Below are 19,747 nucleotides of genomic sequence, written 5' to 3' on the forward strand. Positions count from 1 at the left end.
CAAAAAGCCCCGTCTTCCGAAAAAGACGGGGCGGCAAGGCCGGCGGCGTTCAGCCGCTGGCCTGGGGCTTAGAACTTGTAGGAACCTACCAGGTAGAACTGGCGGCCCAGCGGGTCGGCGTAGCGGCCATCGTAGCCGGCCTGGTTACCGCCGCCAGCGTTGCGGATGGTGAACGGCGGCGCGATATCGAACAGGTTCTTGATACCGGCGGTCAGCGTGAACTTCTTGCTGAACGCGACCTTGCTCTGCCAGTCGAAGGTGGTGTACGACGATACCTGGCGCTTGAACGCCACGGTGTCGCCCTGGCTGCCGTCGGCGTTGAGCACGTTGACCACGCTGTCGTCTTCGCTGTACACCTGGTCGGTGTAGCCCGAGTGGTAGTTGGCCGTCAGCGCATGGGTGTAGCGGTCGCTCACGCGCAGCGAGGCGGTCAGCTTCGAGATCCAGCGGAAGGTCACGTCCGAGTAGGAGTTGAAGCGGCCGATGTTCTTCTCGACGCCGCTTTCAGGGGTTTCCTGTTCCGCCTTGGTCATGAAGGTACCGGTCCACTGCACGTTCAGCTTGCCGAACGGGGTAGCGCTCTTGTAGGTGTGATCCCAGTCGATGCCCTGGAAGTGCGAGGAAGCCAGGTTGAACGGGGTCAGCGCGGCCGCCAGCACGTTCTGCTTCTGGATCGGGTCGTAGTAGCTGCGCAGCAGGCTGTCGTAAACCTTAGGACTGCCGAACACGGTGTCTTCCGACAGGGTCTGGATCTGGTTGGTCAGCTTGACGTCCCACAGGTCGAAACCGATCGACAGGCTGGCCATCGGTTCGAGGCGGAAGCCGGCGGTGAACTGCTTGGATTCCTCAGGCTTGAGCGAGCCGGCGCCGGTCGCGCCGTTACCGCCGGTCAGCAGATTGTATTCCGACGAACCAGGGTTGCACAGTGGGAAGCGCGGATCGGTAGGCGCGGTGATCGGGCAGGCGTGGAACTGCGACGAACCGCCGTTGACCAGCGGCTTGACGATGTTGGTCAGCGTAGGCGCCTTGAAGCCGGTGCCGTAGGAACCGCGGATCAACAGCGAATCGACCGGATTCCAGCGCAGCGCCAGCTTGTAGGTGGCTTTGCTGGCGCTTTCGCCTTGCTTGCCCGGAGCAATCAGATTGCCTGCGGTGTCGAAGTTCTTGTCGTTGGTGACGGCGCTGAAATCATCGTAGCGGGTCGATGCGGTCAGGTCCATGTTCTTCAGGACCGGCAGCAGCAACTCGGCATACGCACCCCAGTTTTTGCGGGTGGCGTCGATCGGCAGGGCGCCTGCGCCGCCGCCGACGATGGCGTCGGTGAAGTCAGGCTGCTGCTTGTTCTGGCCTTGCGAGTAGGCGTCCGGCGCTTCCGTATAGTGCTGCTTGGTGTAGTCGGCGCCGACTGCCAGCTGGGCCATGCCGGCCGGCATTTTGAACAGTTCGCTCGAACCGCTGACCTGGAACACGTCGATCGCCGATTTGGTTTCGCTCAGCAGGTTGTGCAGCACGGCCGGGGCCAGTGCGGCTTGCGAGGTGCCCGGCGGTGCGAACGGATCGAACTTGCCGTTGCTGACCAGCGCGTCGAAGGCGTTCAGGCTCATGTAACCGCCTGCGGCCGTATCCTTCTGGGTGTTTTCCGAGTGGGTGTAGGCGGCGCGGTAGTCGTAGCCCTTGAAGGTGCCGTCGACGCCGAACGCCAGGTGGCGGGCGTCGGTCTTGTATTCGTCGGCGCGGCCGCCGGCGTCCACCAGGCGCAGGTTCATCGCCACGCTGGTGACCGATGCCGGGTCGATGCCCAAGCGGGCCAGGTAGGGCAGGATGGATTTCTTGTACAGCGCGCTGCCGACCGGGATGCCCAGCGGCTGTGCCGGCGGAGCGTACTGGGCGGTGTTGCTGAACGACGAGCCCAGCGCTTCAGCGAAGAAGGTGGTGTCGTTGTTGATCTTGTAGTTCAGCGAGCCGAACAGGGAATCGCGTTTCAGGCCTGGCGTGTCCTGCACGGTGGCGGCGTAGTCGAACAGGCAGCGGTTGCCGACGTTGAACAGGTTGGGGCCGTTGCACTTGCCGGTTTCCAGGAAGTTCGGACCGAACGCCTTGCTGGTGGCGGTGCCGGCGGCGTTCTTGTATTTGACGGTGGCGTTGCCCGGAATCGAGTTCGAGCTCAGCTGGTACAGATTGTATTGCTTGCCGTTGTCCATGAACGGGATCACGCCGCTCTTGGAGAAGTCGCGGTCCTTGGCGTACAGCGCGCGGCTTTCGTCGTGGGCGGCCGAGACCAGGATGTTGAAGCCGTCCTTGTCCATTTCGCCCCAGCCTTTGGAGATCGACACGTTGGAGCTCTGTCCACCGCTGCTCTTGGGCGAGTTGAACGTGCCTTCGACGATCAGGTCGGTCTGGTTTTTCTTCAGGATGAAGTTGACCACGCCGGCAATCGCGTCCGAACCGTACAGCGTGTTGGCGCCGTCGGTCAGGATCTCGACGCGCTCGACCGCGGCCAATGGGATGCTGGCCAGGTTGACGGTGGAGCCGGAGGTGGCTGGCGCCAGGCGGCGGCCGTTCAGCAGCACCAGGGTGTAGCCTTCGCCGATGGCGTGGATCGACGCGGTCTGGATACCACCGCCGCCGCCGTTGACCGACATCGAGGAAGTGGTGAAGCCTTGCATCGACGGCAGCGTCGCGATCAGGTCGGCCACGCTGCTGGCGCCGCTCTGCTCGATCTGAAGCTTGGACAGGGTCTGGACCGGCAGCGCGCCTTCCGCGGTGATGCGCTTGATGCTGGAGCCGGTGATCTCTACGCGCTGGACCGATACCTCCGGCGTGGTCTGAGCAACAGCCGCTTGCATGCCGATCGCCAGGCCACTGGCGCAGATCAGGCGTACAGAACGGGACAATACAGTTTCAACCATCATTATTTTCTGCTCCCAATTAAAAACGATGAAACACACGGGTGTGAATTATTTTTTTTATCGGCGATAGCTCGCCGTTCGAAAAAAACACTAACGTTCTTTTCATTCGGTCATCAGATCACCCGGCGACATTTGCTGTCAACGGACAAACTTTCAAAACGATAGCTAAAGGTTATTCTTTACGCGATAGCAACAGTGCGCCAAAAATGCACTGAAAAACGCTCTAATTTGGTGCGCGCGGCAAATAAAAGGCGTGGAACATTGCCTAGCTATCAAAAAAGAAGCGAATATCTTGCGGGTCCGTCGGCTGCGTGCAACAAGTTGGTGCACTGCAATTCCGTGAACCTGTATTCATTCCGAAATGCAACGTTACATTTATGCGACAGGCGTGGCCCTGCATGGAACGGTTGTTGATTAATCGCTATCGGGCCGACATTTCGGATGCGGAAGATTTGTTGTATTGTTTCGGCACTTATGGGCGGCTTGAGGAAGCGTATGCAGTGCATTAAATTCGCCGCCGCAGTGGCAGCCGCAGCTTGGTGCCTGTCGGCGCCGGCGGCCGGGCCGGTCAAGACCCTGCGCTACATCCTGCCGGCGGCCGAAGCGAGCTTCGATCCGGCGCTGGGACGGGACTTGTACACCGGTCACATCACCGAGGCGATCTTCGAGACCCTGTACACCTACGATTACCTGGCGCGGCCAGTCAAGCTGGCGCCGCAGACTGCGGCGGCCTTGCCGGAAGTGTCGGCCGACGGCCGGACTTACTTGATCCGGCTGAAGCCGGGCATCCACTTCACGCCCGACCCGGCCTTCGGCGGCAAGCCGCGCGAACTGACCGTGGCCGACTACGTCTACTCGTGGAAGCGGCTGTTCGACCCGAAGCTGGCCTCGCCGAACAGCTGGCTGCTGGAGGGCAAGGTGGTGGGCCTGGACGCGCTGGCCGCGCAGGCAAAAAAGACCGGCCGCTTCGACTATGACGCGCCGCTGCCCGGCTTCGAGCAGGTCGACCGCTACACGCTGCGCATCCACCTGACGCATACCGACTTCAGCCTGGGCATGATCCTGGCCTACGAACCGCTGGCGGCGGTGGCGCGCGAGGTGGTGGAGAAATACGGCGATAGCAAGGGAGAGGTGGCCGGCCACCCGGTCGGCACCGGCGTCTACCGGCTGGGACAGTGGATACGCGGCAGCCGCATCGTGCTCGAAGAGAACCCCGGCCACCGCGCCGAATTCTGGGACTTCGCGCCCAGCGCCGACGACCGTGCCGACGACGAACGCATCGTGCGCCAGATGAAGGGCAAGAAGATCCCGCAGATCGGCCGCATCGAGATCAGCGTCCAGCTGGAGGACCAGTCGCGCTGGCTGTCCTTCACCAGCGGCGAGGCCGACCTGTTCTGGCTGGACGGCCCGCTGTCGCCCAAGGGCCTGGTCGACGGCAGGCTGCGGCCGGAGCTGGCGGCGCGCGGCATCCAGCTGTCGCGCATCGTCGATCCGGTGCTGACCTATTACTACTGGAATATGCGCGACCCGGTGGTGGGTGGCTTCGGCAAGGAGAAGATCGCCCTGCGGCGCGCGATCGCGATGGCGCACGACGTCGACGAGGAAATCCATCTGGTGCTCAACGGCGAGGCGCGGCGGCTGGCGTTCCCGATCCCGCCCGGGGTGGCCGGCCACGATCCCGCCTACCAGGGGCTGCTGCGCTACGACCCGGCGCTGGCCAACCAGCTGCTGGACCGCCATGGCTACAGGAAAGGCGCGGACGGCTGGCGTACCCTGCCGGACGGCAAGCCGCTGCTGATCCGCTACACCTCGCGCAACGAGGCGGCCGGCGTGCTGACGGCCGAGCTGTGGCGCAAGACCTACAACCGGCTCGGCATCCGCATGGAAAACCGGCGCATGATTTTCAGCGACATCCAGCAGGCCGAGCTGCTGTGCAAGCTGCAAACCCGTACCTATCAGTGGATGGCCGACTACCCGGACGGCGACAACTTCATGCAGCTGTTCTATGGCAAGAACATCAACCAGAACAACAACGGCTGCTACCAGGACGCGCAGTTCGACCAATGGTACGAAGCCAGCCACCGCATGCCGCCGGGACCGCAGCGCGACGCGCTGTACCGCAAGATGGCGCGGCTGCTGGAGGTGCAGGCGGCGGCCATGCCGGCCTATTCGCGCTACCGCAGCATGCTGGCGCAACCGGGCGTGCTGGGGTATAAGAAGCATCCCATCCTGCATCAGGAATGGAAGTACATCGATATCGAGCGCAAGGATCGGGAATGATTGCATCGCAGTTGACTTATATTGTGCGTCGCCTGTGGCAGATGCTGCCGACCATGCTGGGCGTGGTGCTGTTGGTGTTCGTGCTGTTCAACTGGGTGGGCGGCGATCCGGCCTTCATCCTGGCCGGCAAGATGGCCAACGCCGAGAGCATCGCCAACATCCGCCACCAGCTGGGCGTCGACGAGCCGTCCTACGTGCAGCTGTGGATCTTCGTCAAGCAGATCGCCAGCTTCGATTTCGGCCTGAGCTGGGCGACCGGCGAGCCGGTGTCCCACATCATCGCCACGCGGCTGGGGCCGTCGCTGACGGTGCTGCTGCCGCTGACGATATTGGAGACCGTGCTGGGCATCGCGCTGGCGCTGACGGTGGCCTTCGTGCGCGGCTCGCTGACCGACCGCGCGGTGATGATCGCCTGCACCGTCGGCATGTCGATCAGCATCCTGGTGTACATCATCGTGTTCCAGTACGGGCTGGCTTACAAGCTCGGCTTGTTCCCGGTGCAGGGCTGGGGCGAACATTTCTGGGAGAACCTGCTGCGCTACGCCAGCTTGCCCATCCTGATCGGGCTGGCCGTGTCGATCGCGCCGACCCTGCGCCTGTACCGCAGCTTCGTGCTGGACGAGGTCGGCCAGGACTATGTGCGCACCGCGCGCGCCAAGGGCCTGAGCGAACGCCGCGTGATGTGGGTGCACGTGCTGCGCAACGCCGCCATCCCCATCATCACGCATGTGATGGCCAACCTGCCGGCGTTGCTGATCGGCGCCTTCCTGCTGGAACGCTTCTTCGGCATTCCCGGCATCGGCCGCGAGGTGATTTTGGCGGTGGAGCGCAGCGACTTCCCGGTGATCAAGGCGATCACCGTCTACGTGGCGGCGGCCACCATGCTGTTCAACCTGTTGACGGACTTGATGTACCAGGCGGTCGATCCGCGGGTGCAGCTGACATGACGGCCGTCGTGCACAACGTTTCGCCAGGATTGTGGCGCCTGGCCTGGCGGCGCCTGCGCGCGGACCGCGTGGCGATGGTGTCGCTGGCGGTGGTGGCGGCCTTCCTGTCGATGCTGGCGCTGTCCGCCAGCGGGCTGATCGCGGCCGACTGGGAGCGGGAAGTCGGCGTCAATTATGCGCCGCCCGGCTTTGTCGGCGCCGTGGCTGCGGCGCCGCTGGCGCCGGTCCAGGCCGCGCAAGCCTTGCCGGACAATCCCTTCGATCCGCTGGCCGACGACATCCGCGCCTTGCGCGCGCAGCTGGCCGGCGAGGGCGCCCTCGACATGTACGGCGTGACCGATCCGCTGGCCGACGATCTCGCGCAGCTGCGCGGGCGGGCGGGCGATGCCGCCGCCAGCCCTGCTGGCGCTGGTCGTCTGGCGACCCTGCCGTTCGGCGGCGACAAATGGGGCCACGACATCATCAAGAAAACCATCAAGGGCGGCGAGACCTCGATCGTGGTCGGCCTGGTGGCGGCCCTGCTGGCGGTCAGCCTGGGCACGCTGTTCGGCGCCTTGTCCGGCTACTTCGGCGGCGTGGTGGACGATCTGTTCAACTGGTTCTACAGCATCTTCACCGCCATCCCCTCGGTGCTGATGATACTGGCCGTGGCCGCCGTGTTGCAGCAGAAGGGCGTGCTGACCATCGTGCTGATCCTCGGCCTGACCGGCTGGACCGGCCCGTACCGCCTGATCCGCGCCGAGTACATCAAGCACAAGGCGCGCGAATACGTGCTGGCCGCCGACGCCATCGGCGCCTCGCACTGGCGCAAGATGTTCACGCACATCTTCCCCAACGTCAGCCACGTGGCGCTGGTGCAGATGTCGATCCTGGTGGTGGGTTTCATCAAGGCCGAGGTCATCCTCAGCTTCCTCGGCTTCGGCGTGCCGGTGGGCGTGGTGTCGTGGGGCAGCATGCTCAACGAAGCGCAGAACGAATTGATACTCGGCCGCTGGTGGCAGCTGAGCGCCGCCGCCATCGCCATGGCGCTGCTGGTGACGGCGTTTTCGCTGTTCACCGACGCGCTGCGCGACGCCCTCGATCCCAAGGTGAAACGATGAGCGACAACTACCTGTTGGAGATCGCCGACCTGCGCATCGCCTTCCGCGTCGACCGCCGCACCACGGTGGAAGCGGTCAAAGGCGTGTCGTTCCGGGTGCCGCGCAACGCCACCGTCGCGCTGGTGGGCGAATCGGGCAGCGGCAAGTCGGTCAGCTCGCTCGCGGTGATGGGCCTGCTGCCGCCGGACACCACCGTCATCGATCCCGCCAGCCGCATCCGCTTCGACGGCCGCGACTTGCTGGCCATGTCCGCCGACCAGCGCCGCGCCCTGTGCGGCAAGGAGATCGCGATGATCTTCCAGGAGCCGATGTCGTCGCTGAACCCGGTCTTCACGGTCGGCGCGCAGATCGGCGAAGTGCTGCGCCTGCACATGGGCATGAGCGCGGCGCAGGCCCGCCGCCGCACGCTGGAATTGCTGGACGAAGTCGGCATTCCCGATCCTGCCGTCAAGATCGACGCCTATCCCAGCCAGATGTCCGGCGGCCAGCAGCAGCGGGTGATGATCGCCATGGCCATCGCCTGCGAACCCAAGCTGCTGATCGCCGACGAGCCCACCACCGCGCTCGACGTCACGATCCAGAAGCAGATCATGGAGCTGCTCGCGCGCCTGCAACAGCGCCACGCGATGGCGGTGCTGTTCATCACCCACGACCTGGGGCTGGTGGCGGAGATCGCCGACCACGTGATCGTCATGCGCCACGGCGAGGTGCGCGAGGCCGGCCCCGCGCAGGACGTGCTGGAGCGGCCGCGGGACGGCTACACCAAGGCGCTGCTGCACTGTCGTCCCTCATTGGACGCGCGGCCATGGCATCTGCCGGTGATCGCCGATTACCTGGCCGAAGGGCAGGGCGTGACGCCGTCGCACCCGCCGCATCCGCTGGAACGCCAGCGCGGCTACCGGCCGGACGACCAGCCGGTGCTGGTGGTGAACAATCTGAGCAAGAGCTTCTACCTGCGCGACGGCTGGTTCGGCAGGCGCGAGTTCCAGGCCGTGAAGGATGTGTCGTTCACGCTGGCGCGCGGCAAGACCCTGGGCGTGGTGGGCGAATCGGGCTCCGGCAAGACCACCGTCGGCCTGGCCTTGCTGCGGCTGCACCAGGCCACCGGCGGCAGCGCCATGTTCGACGGCCGCGACCTGCTGGCGATGACGGCGCGCGAGTTCCAGGCCTACAAGCGCCGCATCCAGATCATCTTCCAGAATCCGTATGCGTCGCTGAACCCGCGCTTCACGGTGGGGCAGATCCTGCTGGAGCCGATGCGCATCCACCGCATCGGCGCCGACGACCGCGAGCGCACCGCCATCGCCCATGGGCTATTGGAAAAGGTCGGGCTGCCCGCATCTGCCTTCCAGCGCTATCCGCACGAGTTTTCCGGCGGCCAGCGGCAGCGCATCGCCATCGCGCGCTGCCTGACGATGAAGCCGGAGATCCTGGTGTGCGACGAGTCGGTGTCGGCGCTGGACGTGTCGGTGCAGGCGCAGGTGCTGAACCTGCTGCAGGATTTGCAGGACGAGTTCGGGCTGTCCTACATCTTCATCTCGCACGACCTGTCGGTGGTGAAATACATCGCCGACCAGGTGATGGTGATGCACCAGGGCTCGGTGGTGGAAATGGCCGACTCGGACCAGCTGTACCGCGACCCCGCGCACCCCTACACGCGGGCGCTGCTGGCGGCGATCCCCCGGCACGGTTAAGCGGATTTTAAGATAAGATATCTATATGGCGAATTTAATCCTTCTATTGCAAGAGTACGGCGTACTGATCGTGTTTGGCATCGTGCTGGTTGAGCAGATCGGCTTGCCGATTCCCGCGTTCCCGTTGCTGATCGTGGCCGGCGCCTTGTCGGTGGACGGCGACAGCAACTGGCTGGCCGTGCTGTCGGTGAGCGTGATCGCCTGCCTGATCAGCGACTATTTCTGGTTCCGCGCCGGCCGCCACTACGGCAAGCGCATCCTGCGCCTGCTGTGCAAGATTTCGCTGTCGCCCGATTACTGCGTCAGCCAGACCGAAGACAATTTCAACCGCTGGGGCCCGAAGGCGCTGGTGGTGGCCAAGTTCATTCCCGGTTTCAATACGATCGCGCCGCCGCTGGCCGGCGCCATGGGCACCAGCAATGGCGTCTTCCTCGGTTTCAGCGTCGCCGGCGCCATCGTCTGGAGCGGCACCGGCATCGCCATCGGCGCCGGCTTCCACACCCAGATCGACCAGGTGCTGGAGATCCTCAGCACCATGGGCACCACCGCGCTGATCGTGCTGGGCGTGTTGCTGCTGCTGTTCATCGGTTTTAAATATATCGAGCGCAAGCGGTTCCGCCAGTCGGTCGAGATCGACCGCGTCACCATCGACGAGCTGAAGAAATTGCTGGAGCAGGGCAAGGCGCCGGTGCTGGTCGACGCCCGCAGCGTGACGGCGCAGATGCTGGAGCCGGCCGTGCCGGGCGCGCTGCTGTTCAACGGCGGCGAGCCGATCCCGGAACTGATCGCGTTGGACAAGAACCACCACATCATCGTCTATTGCAGCTGCCCCAACGACGTCACGGCCGCCCACGTGGCGAAGGAACTGATCGGCCACGGCTACACCCGCGCCCAGCCGCTGCACGGCGGCCTCGACGCCTGGAACGCCGCCTTCGGCACGCCGCGCGAGGTAAACGAGGGCAACACGGCCTCGGTTTGATCCCGCAGTCGCCGCCCGTTCGGGCGGTTTTTTTTGCCCGAAAATGGAAGCGTTACCACTGTTTGCTGCCGCCTCAAAAATCGTAGTCATACTACGCAGAAAAAATTCCAATTCGTAATCTCATGTGGCAAAGCTGCCGCATGTGTACTAAAACTACAAACTTCGCTTGCCTCGCGGAGTGAAAATACCTTAAGCTTAGGCCTCAACTATTTTCGATCTATCATGACAGCTCAGTCCCTCCAAACGCTTCCCTCCCTGACCACCGCTTTCCCTGGTGGCCCGCGTCTGCTGGCGGACATCGGCGGTACCAACGCGCGCTTTGCGCTGGAAACCGCCCCGGGCAAGATTGAGGCGATCGAAGTATTGGCTTGCGCCGCCTATCCAACCCTGGCCGCCGCCCTGGTTGCCTATCTGGCCTCGCCGACCGTTGCCCAGGCCGGCGTCACCGGCATCCGGAATGGCGCGCTTGCCATCGCCAATCCGGTCACCGGCGACATGGTGCGCATGACCAACCACCACTGGGAATTCTCGATCGAGGCGCTGCGCCGCGAAGTCAACTTCGACATCCTGGTCGTCGTCAACGACTTCACCGCGCTGGCGAGCTCGCTGCCGCAGCTGTCCGCCACCCAGAAGCACCAGGTCGGCGGCGGCAACGGCATCGCCGGCACCCCGCTGGGCCTGATCGGCGCCGGCACCGGCCTCGGCGTTTCCGGCCTGATCCCGGGCAAGGACGGCTGGACCGCCTTGCTGAGCGAAGGCGGCCACGTCACCTTCTCGCCGGCCAACGCCACCGAAGTCGCCATCCTGCAATTCGCCTGGAAAGAATTCGACCACGTCTCCGCCGAGCGCCTGATGTCCGGCGCCGGCATCGAGCTGATCTACCGCGCCCTGGCCGACCACACCGACATGCCGGCCGAAAAGCTGAGCGCCGCCGAAATCTCGCGCCGCGCGCTGGAAGGTGTATGCACGCTGTGCGACGAAGTCATCGAAGCGTTCTGCTGCATGCTGGGCACGGTTGCCGGCAATCTGGCGATCACCCTGGGTGCGCAGGGCGGCATCTATATAGGCGGCGGCATCGTCCCGCGCCTGGGCGAGCGTTTCGACCGCTCCGGCTTCCGCGCCCGCTTCGAAGCCAAGGGCCGTTTCTGCCATTACCTGTCCGAAGTGCCGACCTGGGTCATCACCGCCGAATACCCCGCATTTGTGGGTGTTTCCGCAATCTTGTCGGAAAGACTTGCTGCCGCGTAAGGCTAGTTACATTTCGATGACGGCGAAATGCGCTTTTTGCCGTTTTATCAGGTACAATTCGGCTGGTTGGATGAAATGTCTTTGATCGGTCACGTGTGTTTTCGCCCGAAAACTGCGCTCGCCGGCCACGTTTCACGTAGAAAGCAAGGGCCTCGGCCATTGCCGGCATGTCTCTCTCTCCCGCCTGGCGCACATCGGCCCAGGCGTCGGAAAAACAGCTTCAGCGAGTTATACCTGCAGGTAGCATCGTAGATGCCGCTATTGCCTCACTGAATGTGATTGAATTCTTTCTTGCATGAAAATGCAACCACAAGATTGTTATGGATACAGCAGAGGCTAAAAGAGTCCTCGAAACCGCTTTGCTATGCGCTCGTGAGCCATTGTCGATCCACAGTCTGAAGAAGCTGTTTGTCGAGGTGGATGACCAGGACCGGCCGCGCGGACCCGGAGTCGGTTCCGATACGATCAAGGAATTGCTCGAAGAATTGAGGCTGGACTGGGCCGGCAAGGGGGTTGAAGTGATCAGCCTGTCGACCGGCTGGCGCTTCCAGAGCCGCCCCGAGATGAAGTTGTACCTCGACCGCATGAACCCGGAACGGCCGCCCAAGTACTCGCGGGCGACGCTGGAAACACTGGCGATCATCGCCTACCGGCAGCCGGTGACGCGGGGCGATATTGAAGAAATACGCGGCGTAGCCGTCAATTCGCAGACGATCAAGATGCTGGAAGACCGTGGTTGGGTAGACGCCATCGGTTACCGCGACGTCGTCGGTCGCCCGGCATTGCTGGGCACCACCAAGCAGTTTTTAGATGATTTGGGCTTGAATTCGCTGTCCCAGCTGCCTCCTTTGCAGCAAATCAGCGATACGCAAGGCGGTGGCCCCGACATGGCAGCGCTGGAAGCGGCCTTGCAGGAAAACTTTGCGGCACACAATGCCGCGCAACAAACAGATGGTACGGATAGCGAGTTGCCAGTGGCCGAAGCAGAAGCCGCGACTAGCCCGGAAGCCGGCCACGAAGCACAAACACAACCCGCGCCCGATGTAACGGTTGACGCTGAGCACAACCAAGAAACGAATAATGAACAAACCTAATTCCCCAGAGACAGTCAACGACGTAGTGCCGGCCGAAGTGGCCGCCAAACCTAAACGTCGCACCAAAGCCCAGATCGAAGCCGATTCGGCAGCCGCCGCGTCCGGCGATGCGCCAGTCGCAGTCAAGGCCAAGCGCAAGCCCAAGGCGGAAGCCGAAGTCGCCGTCGCCGCCGATGCGCCGGCCCCGGTGAAAAAGCCGCGCGCCAAGCCGGCCGCCAAGGCGGTCGACGCGGTCGAGGCCGCGCCGCAAGCCGTCGCGCCAATGGCAGCGGAAGCGCCAGCCAAGGCGCCGCGCGCTAAAAAGCCGGCCGCCGCGCCGGCAGCGGACGCCGCACCGGCGGCACAAGCCGCCCCAGCCGCAGTCCCGGCTCCAGCAGTTGAAGCGCAAGCCGCTCCTGCCGAAGGCGAGCGCGCGGCACGCGGTCCACGCGGCCCGCGTGGCCCACGCCAGATGCGCGAACAGCGCGCCGTGCGTGAAGCCCTGATGCCGCCGCGTCCGGAACCGGTGGCCGCCGCCGAAGGCGAAGCCGCTGCCGCTGTCGACGGCGCAGCGCCGGTCGAAGGCGGCAAGCCACGCCACGAGCGCGGTCCACGTCCCGACGGCCAACGCAACGGCAAGCCGGCGCATGCCGCCGGCGCCAAAGGCAAGAACGGCAAGCCGCAGCGCGGCGGCCCGAACGCCGGCGGCGCCAAGCCCAACGATGCGGATGCCGCATTCTCCTACGTCACCTCGGACGCCTTCGACAGCGACGAGCCGGCCAAGGGCCGTCACGCCGCACCGAAAGTGGTGCGCCGCGACCTGACCTCGGACGACGACGCGCCTAAGCTGCACAAAGTCCTGGCCGAAGCCGGCCTGGGTTCGCGCCGCGACATGGAAGACCTGATCGTTGCCGGCCGCGTGTCGGTCAACGGCGAGCCGGCCCACATCGGCCAGCGCATCCTGCCGACCGATGCGGTGCGCATCAACGGCAAGCTGATCCAGCGCCGCGTCAGCAAGAAGCCGCCGCGCGTGCTGGTGTACCACAAGCCTGCCGGCGAGATCGTCTCGATGGACGATCCGGAAGGCCGTCCATCGGTATTCGATCGCCTGCCGACCATGAAGGCCGGCAAATGGCTGGCCGTCGGCCGCCTGGACTTCAACACCGAAGGCCTGCTGCTGTTCACCACCTCCGGTGACCTGGCCAACCGCCTGATGCACCCGCGCTACCACGTCGACCGTGAGTACGCGGTGCGTACGCTGGGCGTGCTGGAAGAGGGCATGCGCCAGAAACTGCTGGCCGGCGTCGAGCTGGAAGACGGCCTGGCGCAGTTCACCAAGATCGCCGACGGCGGCGGCGAAGGCATCAACAAGTGGTACCGCGTGATCATCGGCGAAGGCCGTAACCGCGAAGTGCGCCGCATGTTCGAAGCGATCGGCCTGACCGTGTCGCGCCTGATCCGTACCCGCTACGGCGCGATGAGCTTGCCAAGCAGCCTCAAGCGCGGCCGCTGGGAAGAGCTGGAAGAGAACACCGTGCGCGACATGTTGAGCGCGTACGGGGTCGACAAGAAGGGCGGCGATGCGCCGGCCGCGCCGCGCGGCAAGGGCCCGCAGCAAGCCAAGCCGGCCCAGAACAAGGGGCCTGAACAGCGTCCGCAGCGCGGCCGCAACGCCGAGCGCGACGATCGCGATTTCGACGATGACGAGGATGATCACGACGAACCGAACTTCAACCGCGCCGACCTCAGCAATGACAACGCCATGCCATTCGCCAAGGTCCCGCGCGGCAATGGCCGTGGCCAGGGTGGTTTCGGTGGCGGCCAGGGTCGTCCGGGTGGCGGTGGCCAGGGGCGTCCAGGCGGCGTCCAGGGTAGCGGTCGTCCAGGCGGCAATGGTCAGGGTCGTCCGGCCGGCGCGCAGACGTCCAGCCGTCCAGGCGGTCGTCCGCAAGGCATCGGCGGTTACGCCGGCGGCCGTCCGCTGGGCGAAGGCCCGGCGCGTCCGCAGGGCCAGGGCGGCCGTCCGCAAGGCCAGGGTCGTCCGCAAGGCGGCCAGGGCGGCCAAGGCGGTCAAGGCGGCCAGGGTCAGGGCGGCGGTCAATCGGCCAAGGGGCCGAGCCGCGGTCCGCGTCAGCCGGATCCGCTGCAAACCACCTTTGGTTTTGGCAATGCCGGCGCGCCGCGCCGCAACCAGCCACCGCGTGGCGGCGCCATCGATCATGGCATGCCGCGCCGCCGCAAGGGTTAAGTCCCGCGCTTGGCGACACGGGGCGCAAGCCCCTGTTTGTAAGGCTTGTAGCCGTTTGTGAACTGTTGCGTACCTGCTTTTCCGCCCCGTGCGGCATTGCAGCGCAGCGCATATAAGGTTATAATAACCAGCCTAGTAAAAGTTCTTCTCGGGTTACTTCCCTAAGAATGCTTTCATCTGGCTGGTATTACAAGAAGATGGGCAGATGCCCATTTTTTTTTTGGTGAACCGTTTTGAACGGCCTGTTTTTAATAAGTTGGAAACAGGCCTTGATTTGGAGAATTTCTTGCAGCTGCCGGATTTAATTGAAAAGACCGTCGCCGGTCTGGGCTATGAGCTGGTTGATGTCGAACGGGCCGAGCGCGGAGTGCTGCGCGTCTTTATCGATTTCACTGCCGCCGACGCCGAAGAAAAAGGCCCGATTACCGTAGAGGATTGCGCTACGGTCAGCCACCAGCTGTCGCACGTGCTGACGGTCGAGAACGTGAATTACGAGCGTCTCGAGATTTCGTCGCCAGGGCTGGATCGCCCGGTGCGCAAGCTGGAAGATTTCGTGCGCTTTGCCGGTTGCGAAGCAATCGTCAAACTGCGCACCGCGATGCCGGGTACGAACAACCGGAAATCGTTCCAGGGCGTTCTGCATGAACCCCAGGGCGATAATTTGTCGTTGGAATTTGAAGGTACTGATGGTCCGGCGCTGTTGGAGTTTACGCTCGCCGATGTGGATAAGGCACGCTTGGTGCCACAGGTGGTTTTTAAGGGACGCAAAGCATGAGTCGCGAAGTTTTGTTATTGGTAGACGCGCTGGCGCGTGAGAAAAACGTCGATAAAGATGTGGTTTTCGGCGCGTTGGAGTTCGCGTTGGCGCAAGCCACGAAGAAACGCTATGAAGGTGAAGTCGATATCCGCGTTTCGATCGACCGCGAGTCGGGTGAGTTCGAATCCTTCCGCCGCTGGCACGTCGTGCCCGACGAGGCTGGCCTGCAACTGCCGGACCAAGAGATTCTGCACTTCGAAGCCAAGGAACAGATCCCGGACATCGAAGTGGACGACCACATCGAAGAGCCTATCGAATCCGTCGAATTCGGCCGCCGCTTTGCGCAAGACACCAAACAGGTCGTGCTGCAGCGCGTGCGTGACGCCGAGCGCGAACAGATCCTGGTCGACTTCCTGGAACGCGGCGACTCGCTCGTCACCGGCACCATCAAGCGCATGGAACGCGGCGATGCGATCGTCGAGTCGGGCAAGATCGAAGCCCGCCTGCCACGCGACCAGATGATCCCGAAGGAAAACCTGCGTATCGGTGACCGCGTCCGCGCCTTCATCCTGCGTATCGACCGCAATATGCGCGGTCCGCAAGTGATCCTGTCGCGCACCGCTCCCGACTTCATCATGAAGCTGTTCGAGCTGGAAGTGCCGGAAATCGAGCAGGGCATGCTGGAAATTAAATCGGCGGCGCGCGACGCCGGCGTCCGCGCCAAGATCGCCGTCTACACGGCCGACAAGCGCATCGACCCGATCGGTACCTGCGTCGGCATGCGCGGTTCGCGCGTGCAGGCCGTGACCGGCGAGCTGGGCGGCGAACGCGTCGACATCGTGCTGTGGTCCGAAGATCCGGCGCAGTTCGTCATCGGCGCGCTGGCTCCGGCCAACGTCTCGTCGATCATGGTCGACGAAGAGAAGCATGCGATGGACGTCGTGGTCGACGAGGAAAACCTGGCGATCGCGATCGGCCGCTCCGGCCAGAACGTGCGCCTCGCTTCCGACCTGACCGGCTGGAAGATCAACATCATGACGGCCGAAGAATCGGCCGACAAGGCAGCCCAGGAAACCGCGGCGGTGCGTGCACTGTTCATGGAAAAACTGGACGTCGACCAGGAAGTCGCCGACATCCTGGTGGAAGAGGGCTTTGCCAGCCTGGAAGAAATCGCTTACGTGCCGATCTCCGAAATGCTGGAAATCGAATCGTTCGACGAAGATACCGTCAACGAACTGCGCACCCGCGCCCGTGACGCCCTGGTCACCGAAGCGATCGCTTCGGAAGAAGGCCTGGAAGGCATGGACGAGGCGCTGGTCGGTCTGGAAGGCATGGACCGCATCACCGCCGGCAAGCTGGGCCTGGCTGGTATCAAGACTGTAGAAGCATTTGCTGCACTGGCTTACGACGAATTTGGCGCCATCCTGGCCCTGTCCGCCGACCGTGCACGAGAACTGATTAAGAGTGAATTTGAAGATGTGACCGACGATGAGATGAAGTTGGTTGACTCAAAGTACGACGATCGTGCCAAAGGCTTGCAAGCCAAGGCATGGAGTCTTGCCGAATCCGCAAAGGCTTAATTTGAGTATCTTTATCATCTCCGCGACACATAGAAAAGAGGACTGAATGGCGAGTAACAACGTAGCCCAATTTGCCACCGAACTGAAGATGCCTGCAGATTTGCTGCTGACGCAGCTGCGTTCTGCCGGCGTCGAAAAAAGTTCGACGTCAGATCCATTGTCGAAAGATGATAAGGATAAGCTGCTTGATCACTTGCGCCGTACCCACGGTGCATCGGCTGATACCGAAAAGAAGAAGATCACGCTGACGCGCAAAGAAACCACTGAAATCAAGCAGGCCGACGCCAATGGCAAGGCCCGCACGATTCAGGTCGCTGTGAAGAAGGTACGCACCTTCGTCCAGCGCGACGAGCCGGTCGCCGCCGCGCCGGTGGCGCCTGCCGCCCCGGTGGTTGACGCCGCTGAAGTCGCTCGCCGTGAAGAAGACGCACGCAAGCAAGCAGAACTGATCGCACGCCAGGAAGCGGAACTGCGCGAGAAGCAGGAACGCCTGGCCAAGCTGGAATCGGAGAAGGAAGCGCAAGCGCGAGCCACCGCCGCCGCCGAAGCCGAAGCCAAGAAGGAAGCCGACTCCGAAGCGAAGAAAGCCGCCGCCAAGGCCGCTGCCGCCGCGACCGCCACCGCTGCCGGCGCTGCGCCGGTGGTGGCCGACGCCGCCGCCGAAGAGAAGAAGAAAGCCGCTGCCGACGAAGCCAAGAAGAAGGCCGCCGTCGCCGCCAAGGAAGCCGCCGACAAAGCGGCCGCCACCGAGCTGGCGCGCAAAGCCGTGGCGGACGAAGTGGCCCAGATCAAGGCCATGATGAACGCGCCACGCCGCGCCATCAAAGCCCCTGAACCAGTGCCGGTACCGGTCAAGGCCAAGGTTGCCGAAGGCACGCTGCACAAGCCGGCCACCGGCGCCGTCGCCAAACCGGGCGACAAGCCTGGCGACAAGAAGCCGGTCACCGCCGACAAGAAGTCGATCAAGTCGGCCAATGTCTCGTCGACCTGGCAGGACGACGCCAAGAAACGCGGCGCACCTGGCAGCACCGCCAACAAGGGCCGTGGCAACTCCGGTTCCGGCGGCCGTGACGGTTGGCGTAGTGGTGGCAAGGGTGGCGGCCGTCGTGGCTCGCACTCCGATGACCGCGAAACCAACTTCCAGGCGCCGACCGAAGCCGTCATCAAAGACGTCTACGTGCCGGAAACCATCACCGTGGCCGAACTGGCGCACAAGATGTCCGTCAAGGCTTCCGAAGTCATCAAGCAACTGATGAAGCTGGGCCAGATGTGCACCATCAACCAGGTGCTGGACCAGGAAACCGCGATGATTCTGGTCGAGGAAATGGGCCACAAGGCGTTCGCCGCCGAGATGGACGATCCGGAAGCACTGCTGGCCGACCAGGGTGAGCACGCTCACTTCGAATCGCTGCCGCGCGCTCCGGTGGTCACCGTCATGGGTCACGTCGACCACGGCAAGACCTCGCTGTTGGATTACATCCGCCGCGCCAAAGTGGCGTCCGGCGAAGCCGGCGGCATTACCCAGCACATCGGCGCGTACCACGTGAACACGCCAGGCGGCATGATCACCTTCCTCGATACGCCAGGTCACGAAGCCTTTACGGCGATGCGTGCCCGCGGTGCGAAAGCGACCGACATCGTCATCCTGGTGGTGGCGGCGGACGACGGCGTGATGCCGCAGACGAAGGAAGCGATCGCCCACGCGAAAGCGGCCGGCGTACCTCTGGTGGTGGCGATCAACAAGATCGACAAACCGGGCGGCAACGTCGACCGTGTAACGCAGGAACTGGTTGCGGAACAAGTGGTGCCGGAAGAATACGGTGGCGAATCGCCATTCGTGCCGGTATCGGCCAAGACCGGCGTCGGTATCGACGCCCTGCTGGAACAAGTGCTGCTGCAAGCTGAAGTGCTGGAACTGAAAGCCCCGATCGATGCGCCTGCGCGCGGTCTGGTGGTCGAGGGACGTCTGGACAAGGGCAAGGGCCCGGTCGCGACCATCCTGGTGCAGTCCGGTACCTTGAAGCGCGGCGACGTGATCCTGGCTGGCTCCTCCTTCGGCCGCGTGCGCGCCATGCTGGACGAGAACGGCAAGTCGATCAACGAAGCCGGTCCTTCGATCCCGGTCGAAATCCAGGGCCTGACCGAAGTGCCGCAAGCCGGTGAAGAAGTCATGGTCATGGCTGACGAGCGTAAAGCCCGTGAGATCGGCCTGTTCCGTCAAGGTAAGTTCCGCGACGTGAAACTGGCCAAGCAGCAAGCTGCGAAGCTGGAAAACATGTTCGACCAGATGGCCGAAGGCGAAGTCAAGAACCTGCCGCTGATCATCAAGACCGACGTGCAGGGTTCGCAAGAGGCGTTGGTCAGCTCCTTGCAGAAACTGTCGACTTCCGAAGTGCGGGTACAGGTTGTGCACGCAGCGGTCGGCGGCATCACCGAATCGGACGTCAACCTGGCGGTCGCCTCGAAAGCGGTCATCATCGGCTTCAACGCCCGTGCCGATGCACAGGCGCGCAAGCTGGCCGAGTCGAACGGCGTGGACATTCGCTACTACAACATCATTTACGATGCGATCGACGAGATCAAATCGGCGTTGTCGGGCATGTTGGCACCGGAGAAGCGCGAAACCGTTATCGGTCAGGTCGAGATTCGCCAGGTCATCCTGGTCTCGAAAGTCGGCGCCATCGCCGGTTGCCTGGTCACCGATGGCGTGGTCAAGCGTTCGTCCTCGGTACGCCTGCTGCGCAACAACATCGTGGTGTGGACCGGCGAGATCGACTCGCTCAAACGCTTCAAGGACGACGCGAAAGACGTACGCGCCGGCCTGGAGTGCGGTCTGTCGCTGAAGAACTACAACGACATCCAGGTGGGCGACTCCCTGGAAGTGTTCGAAGTTCAGGAAATCGCTCGTACGCTGTAATCAGTTGCGATTAGA

The 19,747-nt window shown here is 63.5% G+C and carries 12 protein-coding genes; 11 read left to right on the forward strand and 1 reads right to left on the reverse strand.

The window, feature by feature from the left end:
• Window positions 1-68: 68 nt before the first annotated feature.
• Complete coding sequence (locus tag AC1RMD_RS24275) at window positions 69-2,912, reverse strand: TonB-dependent receptor domain-containing protein (RefSeq protein ID WP_492930208.1); 2,844 nt, start codon at window positions 2,910-2,912, stop codon at window positions 69-71.
• Between the two features lie 492 nt (window positions 2,913-3,404).
• Here AC1RMD_RS24275 and AC1RMD_RS24280 point away from each other — a divergent pair, with 492 nt between their 5' ends.
• The 11 genes from AC1RMD_RS24280 to infB all read left to right on the forward strand — a co-directional run bounded on the left by AC1RMD_RS24280 (window position 3,405) and on the right by infB (window position 19,732).
• The gene (locus tag AC1RMD_RS24280) at window positions 3,405-5,189 is read left to right on the forward strand and encodes an ABC transporter substrate-binding protein (protein WP_492930210.1); all 1,785 of its coding nucleotides are present in this window, start codon (window positions 3,405-3,407) and stop codon (window positions 5,187-5,189) included.
• Window positions 5,186-6,136 carry an ABC transporter permease gene (locus tag AC1RMD_RS24285; RefSeq protein ID WP_492930212.1) on the forward strand — a complete coding sequence of 317 codons (951 nt, stop codon included), beginning with the start codon at window positions 5,186-5,188 and terminating at the stop codon, window positions 6,134-6,136. Before AC1RMD_RS24280 ends, AC1RMD_RS24285 begins: the two co-directional genes overlap by 4 nt.
• Window positions 6,133-7,236, forward strand: a complete 1,104-nt coding sequence (locus AC1RMD_RS24290; RefSeq protein ID WP_492930214.1) for an ABC transporter permease — start codon at window positions 6,133-6,135, stop codon at window positions 7,234-7,236. Before AC1RMD_RS24285 ends, AC1RMD_RS24290 begins: the two co-directional genes overlap by 4 nt.
• Entirely contained in the window at window positions 7,233-8,930 is a 1,698-nt protein-coding gene (locus AC1RMD_RS24295) for an ABC transporter ATP-binding protein (protein WP_492930216.1), read from the forward strand. Before AC1RMD_RS24290 ends, AC1RMD_RS24295 begins: the two co-directional genes overlap by 4 nt.
• Before the next feature lie 25 nt (window positions 8,931-8,955).
• The gene (locus AC1RMD_RS24300) at window positions 8,956-9,909 is read left to right on the forward strand and encodes a VTT domain-containing protein (RefSeq protein WP_492930218.1); all 954 of its coding nucleotides are present in this window, start codon (window positions 8,956-8,958) and stop codon (window positions 9,907-9,909) included.
• A 222-nt stretch (window positions 9,910-10,131) separates the two neighbouring features.
• The gene (locus AC1RMD_RS24305) at window positions 10,132-11,157 is read left to right on the forward strand and encodes a glucokinase (protein ID WP_492930220.1); all 1,026 of its coding nucleotides are present in this window, start codon (window positions 10,132-10,134) and stop codon (window positions 11,155-11,157) included.
• Between the two features lie 320 nt (window positions 11,158-11,477).
• Window positions 11,478-12,251 carry an SMC-Scp complex subunit ScpB gene (gene scpB, locus AC1RMD_RS24310; protein ID WP_492930222.1) on the forward strand — a complete coding sequence of 258 codons (774 nt, stop codon included), beginning with the start codon at window positions 11,478-11,480 and terminating at the stop codon, window positions 12,249-12,251.
• The gene (locus AC1RMD_RS24315; protein WP_492930224.1) at window positions 12,238-14,478 is read left to right on the forward strand and encodes a pseudouridine synthase; all 2,241 of its coding nucleotides are present in this window, start codon (window positions 12,238-12,240) and stop codon (window positions 14,476-14,478) included. The genes scpB and AC1RMD_RS24315 overlap by 14 nt, the downstream gene beginning before the upstream one ends.
• Window positions 14,479-14,764: 286 nt before the next feature.
• On the forward strand, window positions 14,765-15,253 hold the full coding sequence (gene rimP / locus AC1RMD_RS24320; RefSeq protein ID WP_492930335.1) for a ribosome maturation factor RimP: 489 nt from the start codon (window positions 14,765-14,767) through the stop codon (window positions 15,251-15,253).
• Complete coding sequence (gene nusA / locus AC1RMD_RS24325; RefSeq protein ID WP_008445733.1) at window positions 15,250-16,815, forward strand: transcription termination factor NusA; 1,566 nt, start codon at window positions 15,250-15,252, stop codon at window positions 16,813-16,815. Before rimP ends, nusA begins: the two co-directional genes overlap by 4 nt.
• A gap of 46 nt (window positions 16,816-16,861) precedes the next feature.
• A complete protein-coding gene (infB, locus tag AC1RMD_RS24330; protein WP_492930225.1) occupies window positions 16,862-19,732 on the forward strand; it encodes a translation initiation factor IF-2 in 2,871 nt (956 codons plus the stop codon).
• Window positions 19,733-19,747: the final 15 nt, after the last annotated feature.

The organism is Duganella sp. GW822-FHT06D06 (assembly GCF_058799615.1).

Excerpts from the sequence above, each read along its gene's own strand:
- AC1RMD_RS24275 (WP_492930208.1), bottom strand. The coding sequence starts at position 2,912 with ATGATGGTTGAAACTGTATTGTCCCGTTCTGTACGCCTGATCTGCGCC.
- AC1RMD_RS24280 (WP_492930210.1), top strand. The coding sequence starts at position 3,405 with ATGCAGTGCATTAAATTCGCCGCCGCAGTGGCAGCCGCAGCTTGGTGC.
- AC1RMD_RS24285 (WP_492930212.1), top strand. The coding sequence starts at position 5,186 with ATGATTGCATCGCAGTTGACTTATATTGTGCGTCGCCTGTGGCAGATG.
- AC1RMD_RS24290 (WP_492930214.1), top strand. The coding sequence starts at position 6,133 with ATGACGGCCGTCGTGCACAACGTTTCGCCAGGATTGTGGCGCCTGGCC.
- AC1RMD_RS24295 (WP_492930216.1), top strand. The coding sequence starts at position 7,233 with ATGAGCGACAACTACCTGTTGGAGATCGCCGACCTGCGCATCGCCTTC.
- AC1RMD_RS24300 (WP_492930218.1), top strand. The coding sequence starts at position 8,956 with ATGGCGAATTTAATCCTTCTATTGCAAGAGTACGGCGTACTGATCGTG.
- AC1RMD_RS24305 (WP_492930220.1), top strand. The coding sequence starts at position 10,132 with ATGACAGCTCAGTCCCTCCAAACGCTTCCCTCCCTGACCACCGCTTTC.
- scpB (WP_492930222.1), top strand. The coding sequence starts at position 11,478 with ATGGATACAGCAGAGGCTAAAAGAGTCCTCGAAACCGCTTTGCTATGC.
- AC1RMD_RS24315 (WP_492930224.1), top strand. The coding sequence starts at position 12,238 with ATGAACAAACCTAATTCCCCAGAGACAGTCAACGACGTAGTGCCGGCC.
- nusA (WP_008445733.1), top strand. The coding sequence starts at position 15,250 with ATGAGTCGCGAAGTTTTGTTATTGGTAGACGCGCTGGCGCGTGAGAAA.
- infB (WP_492930225.1), top strand. The coding sequence starts at position 16,862 with ATGGCGAGTAACAACGTAGCCCAATTTGCCACCGAACTGAAGATGCCT.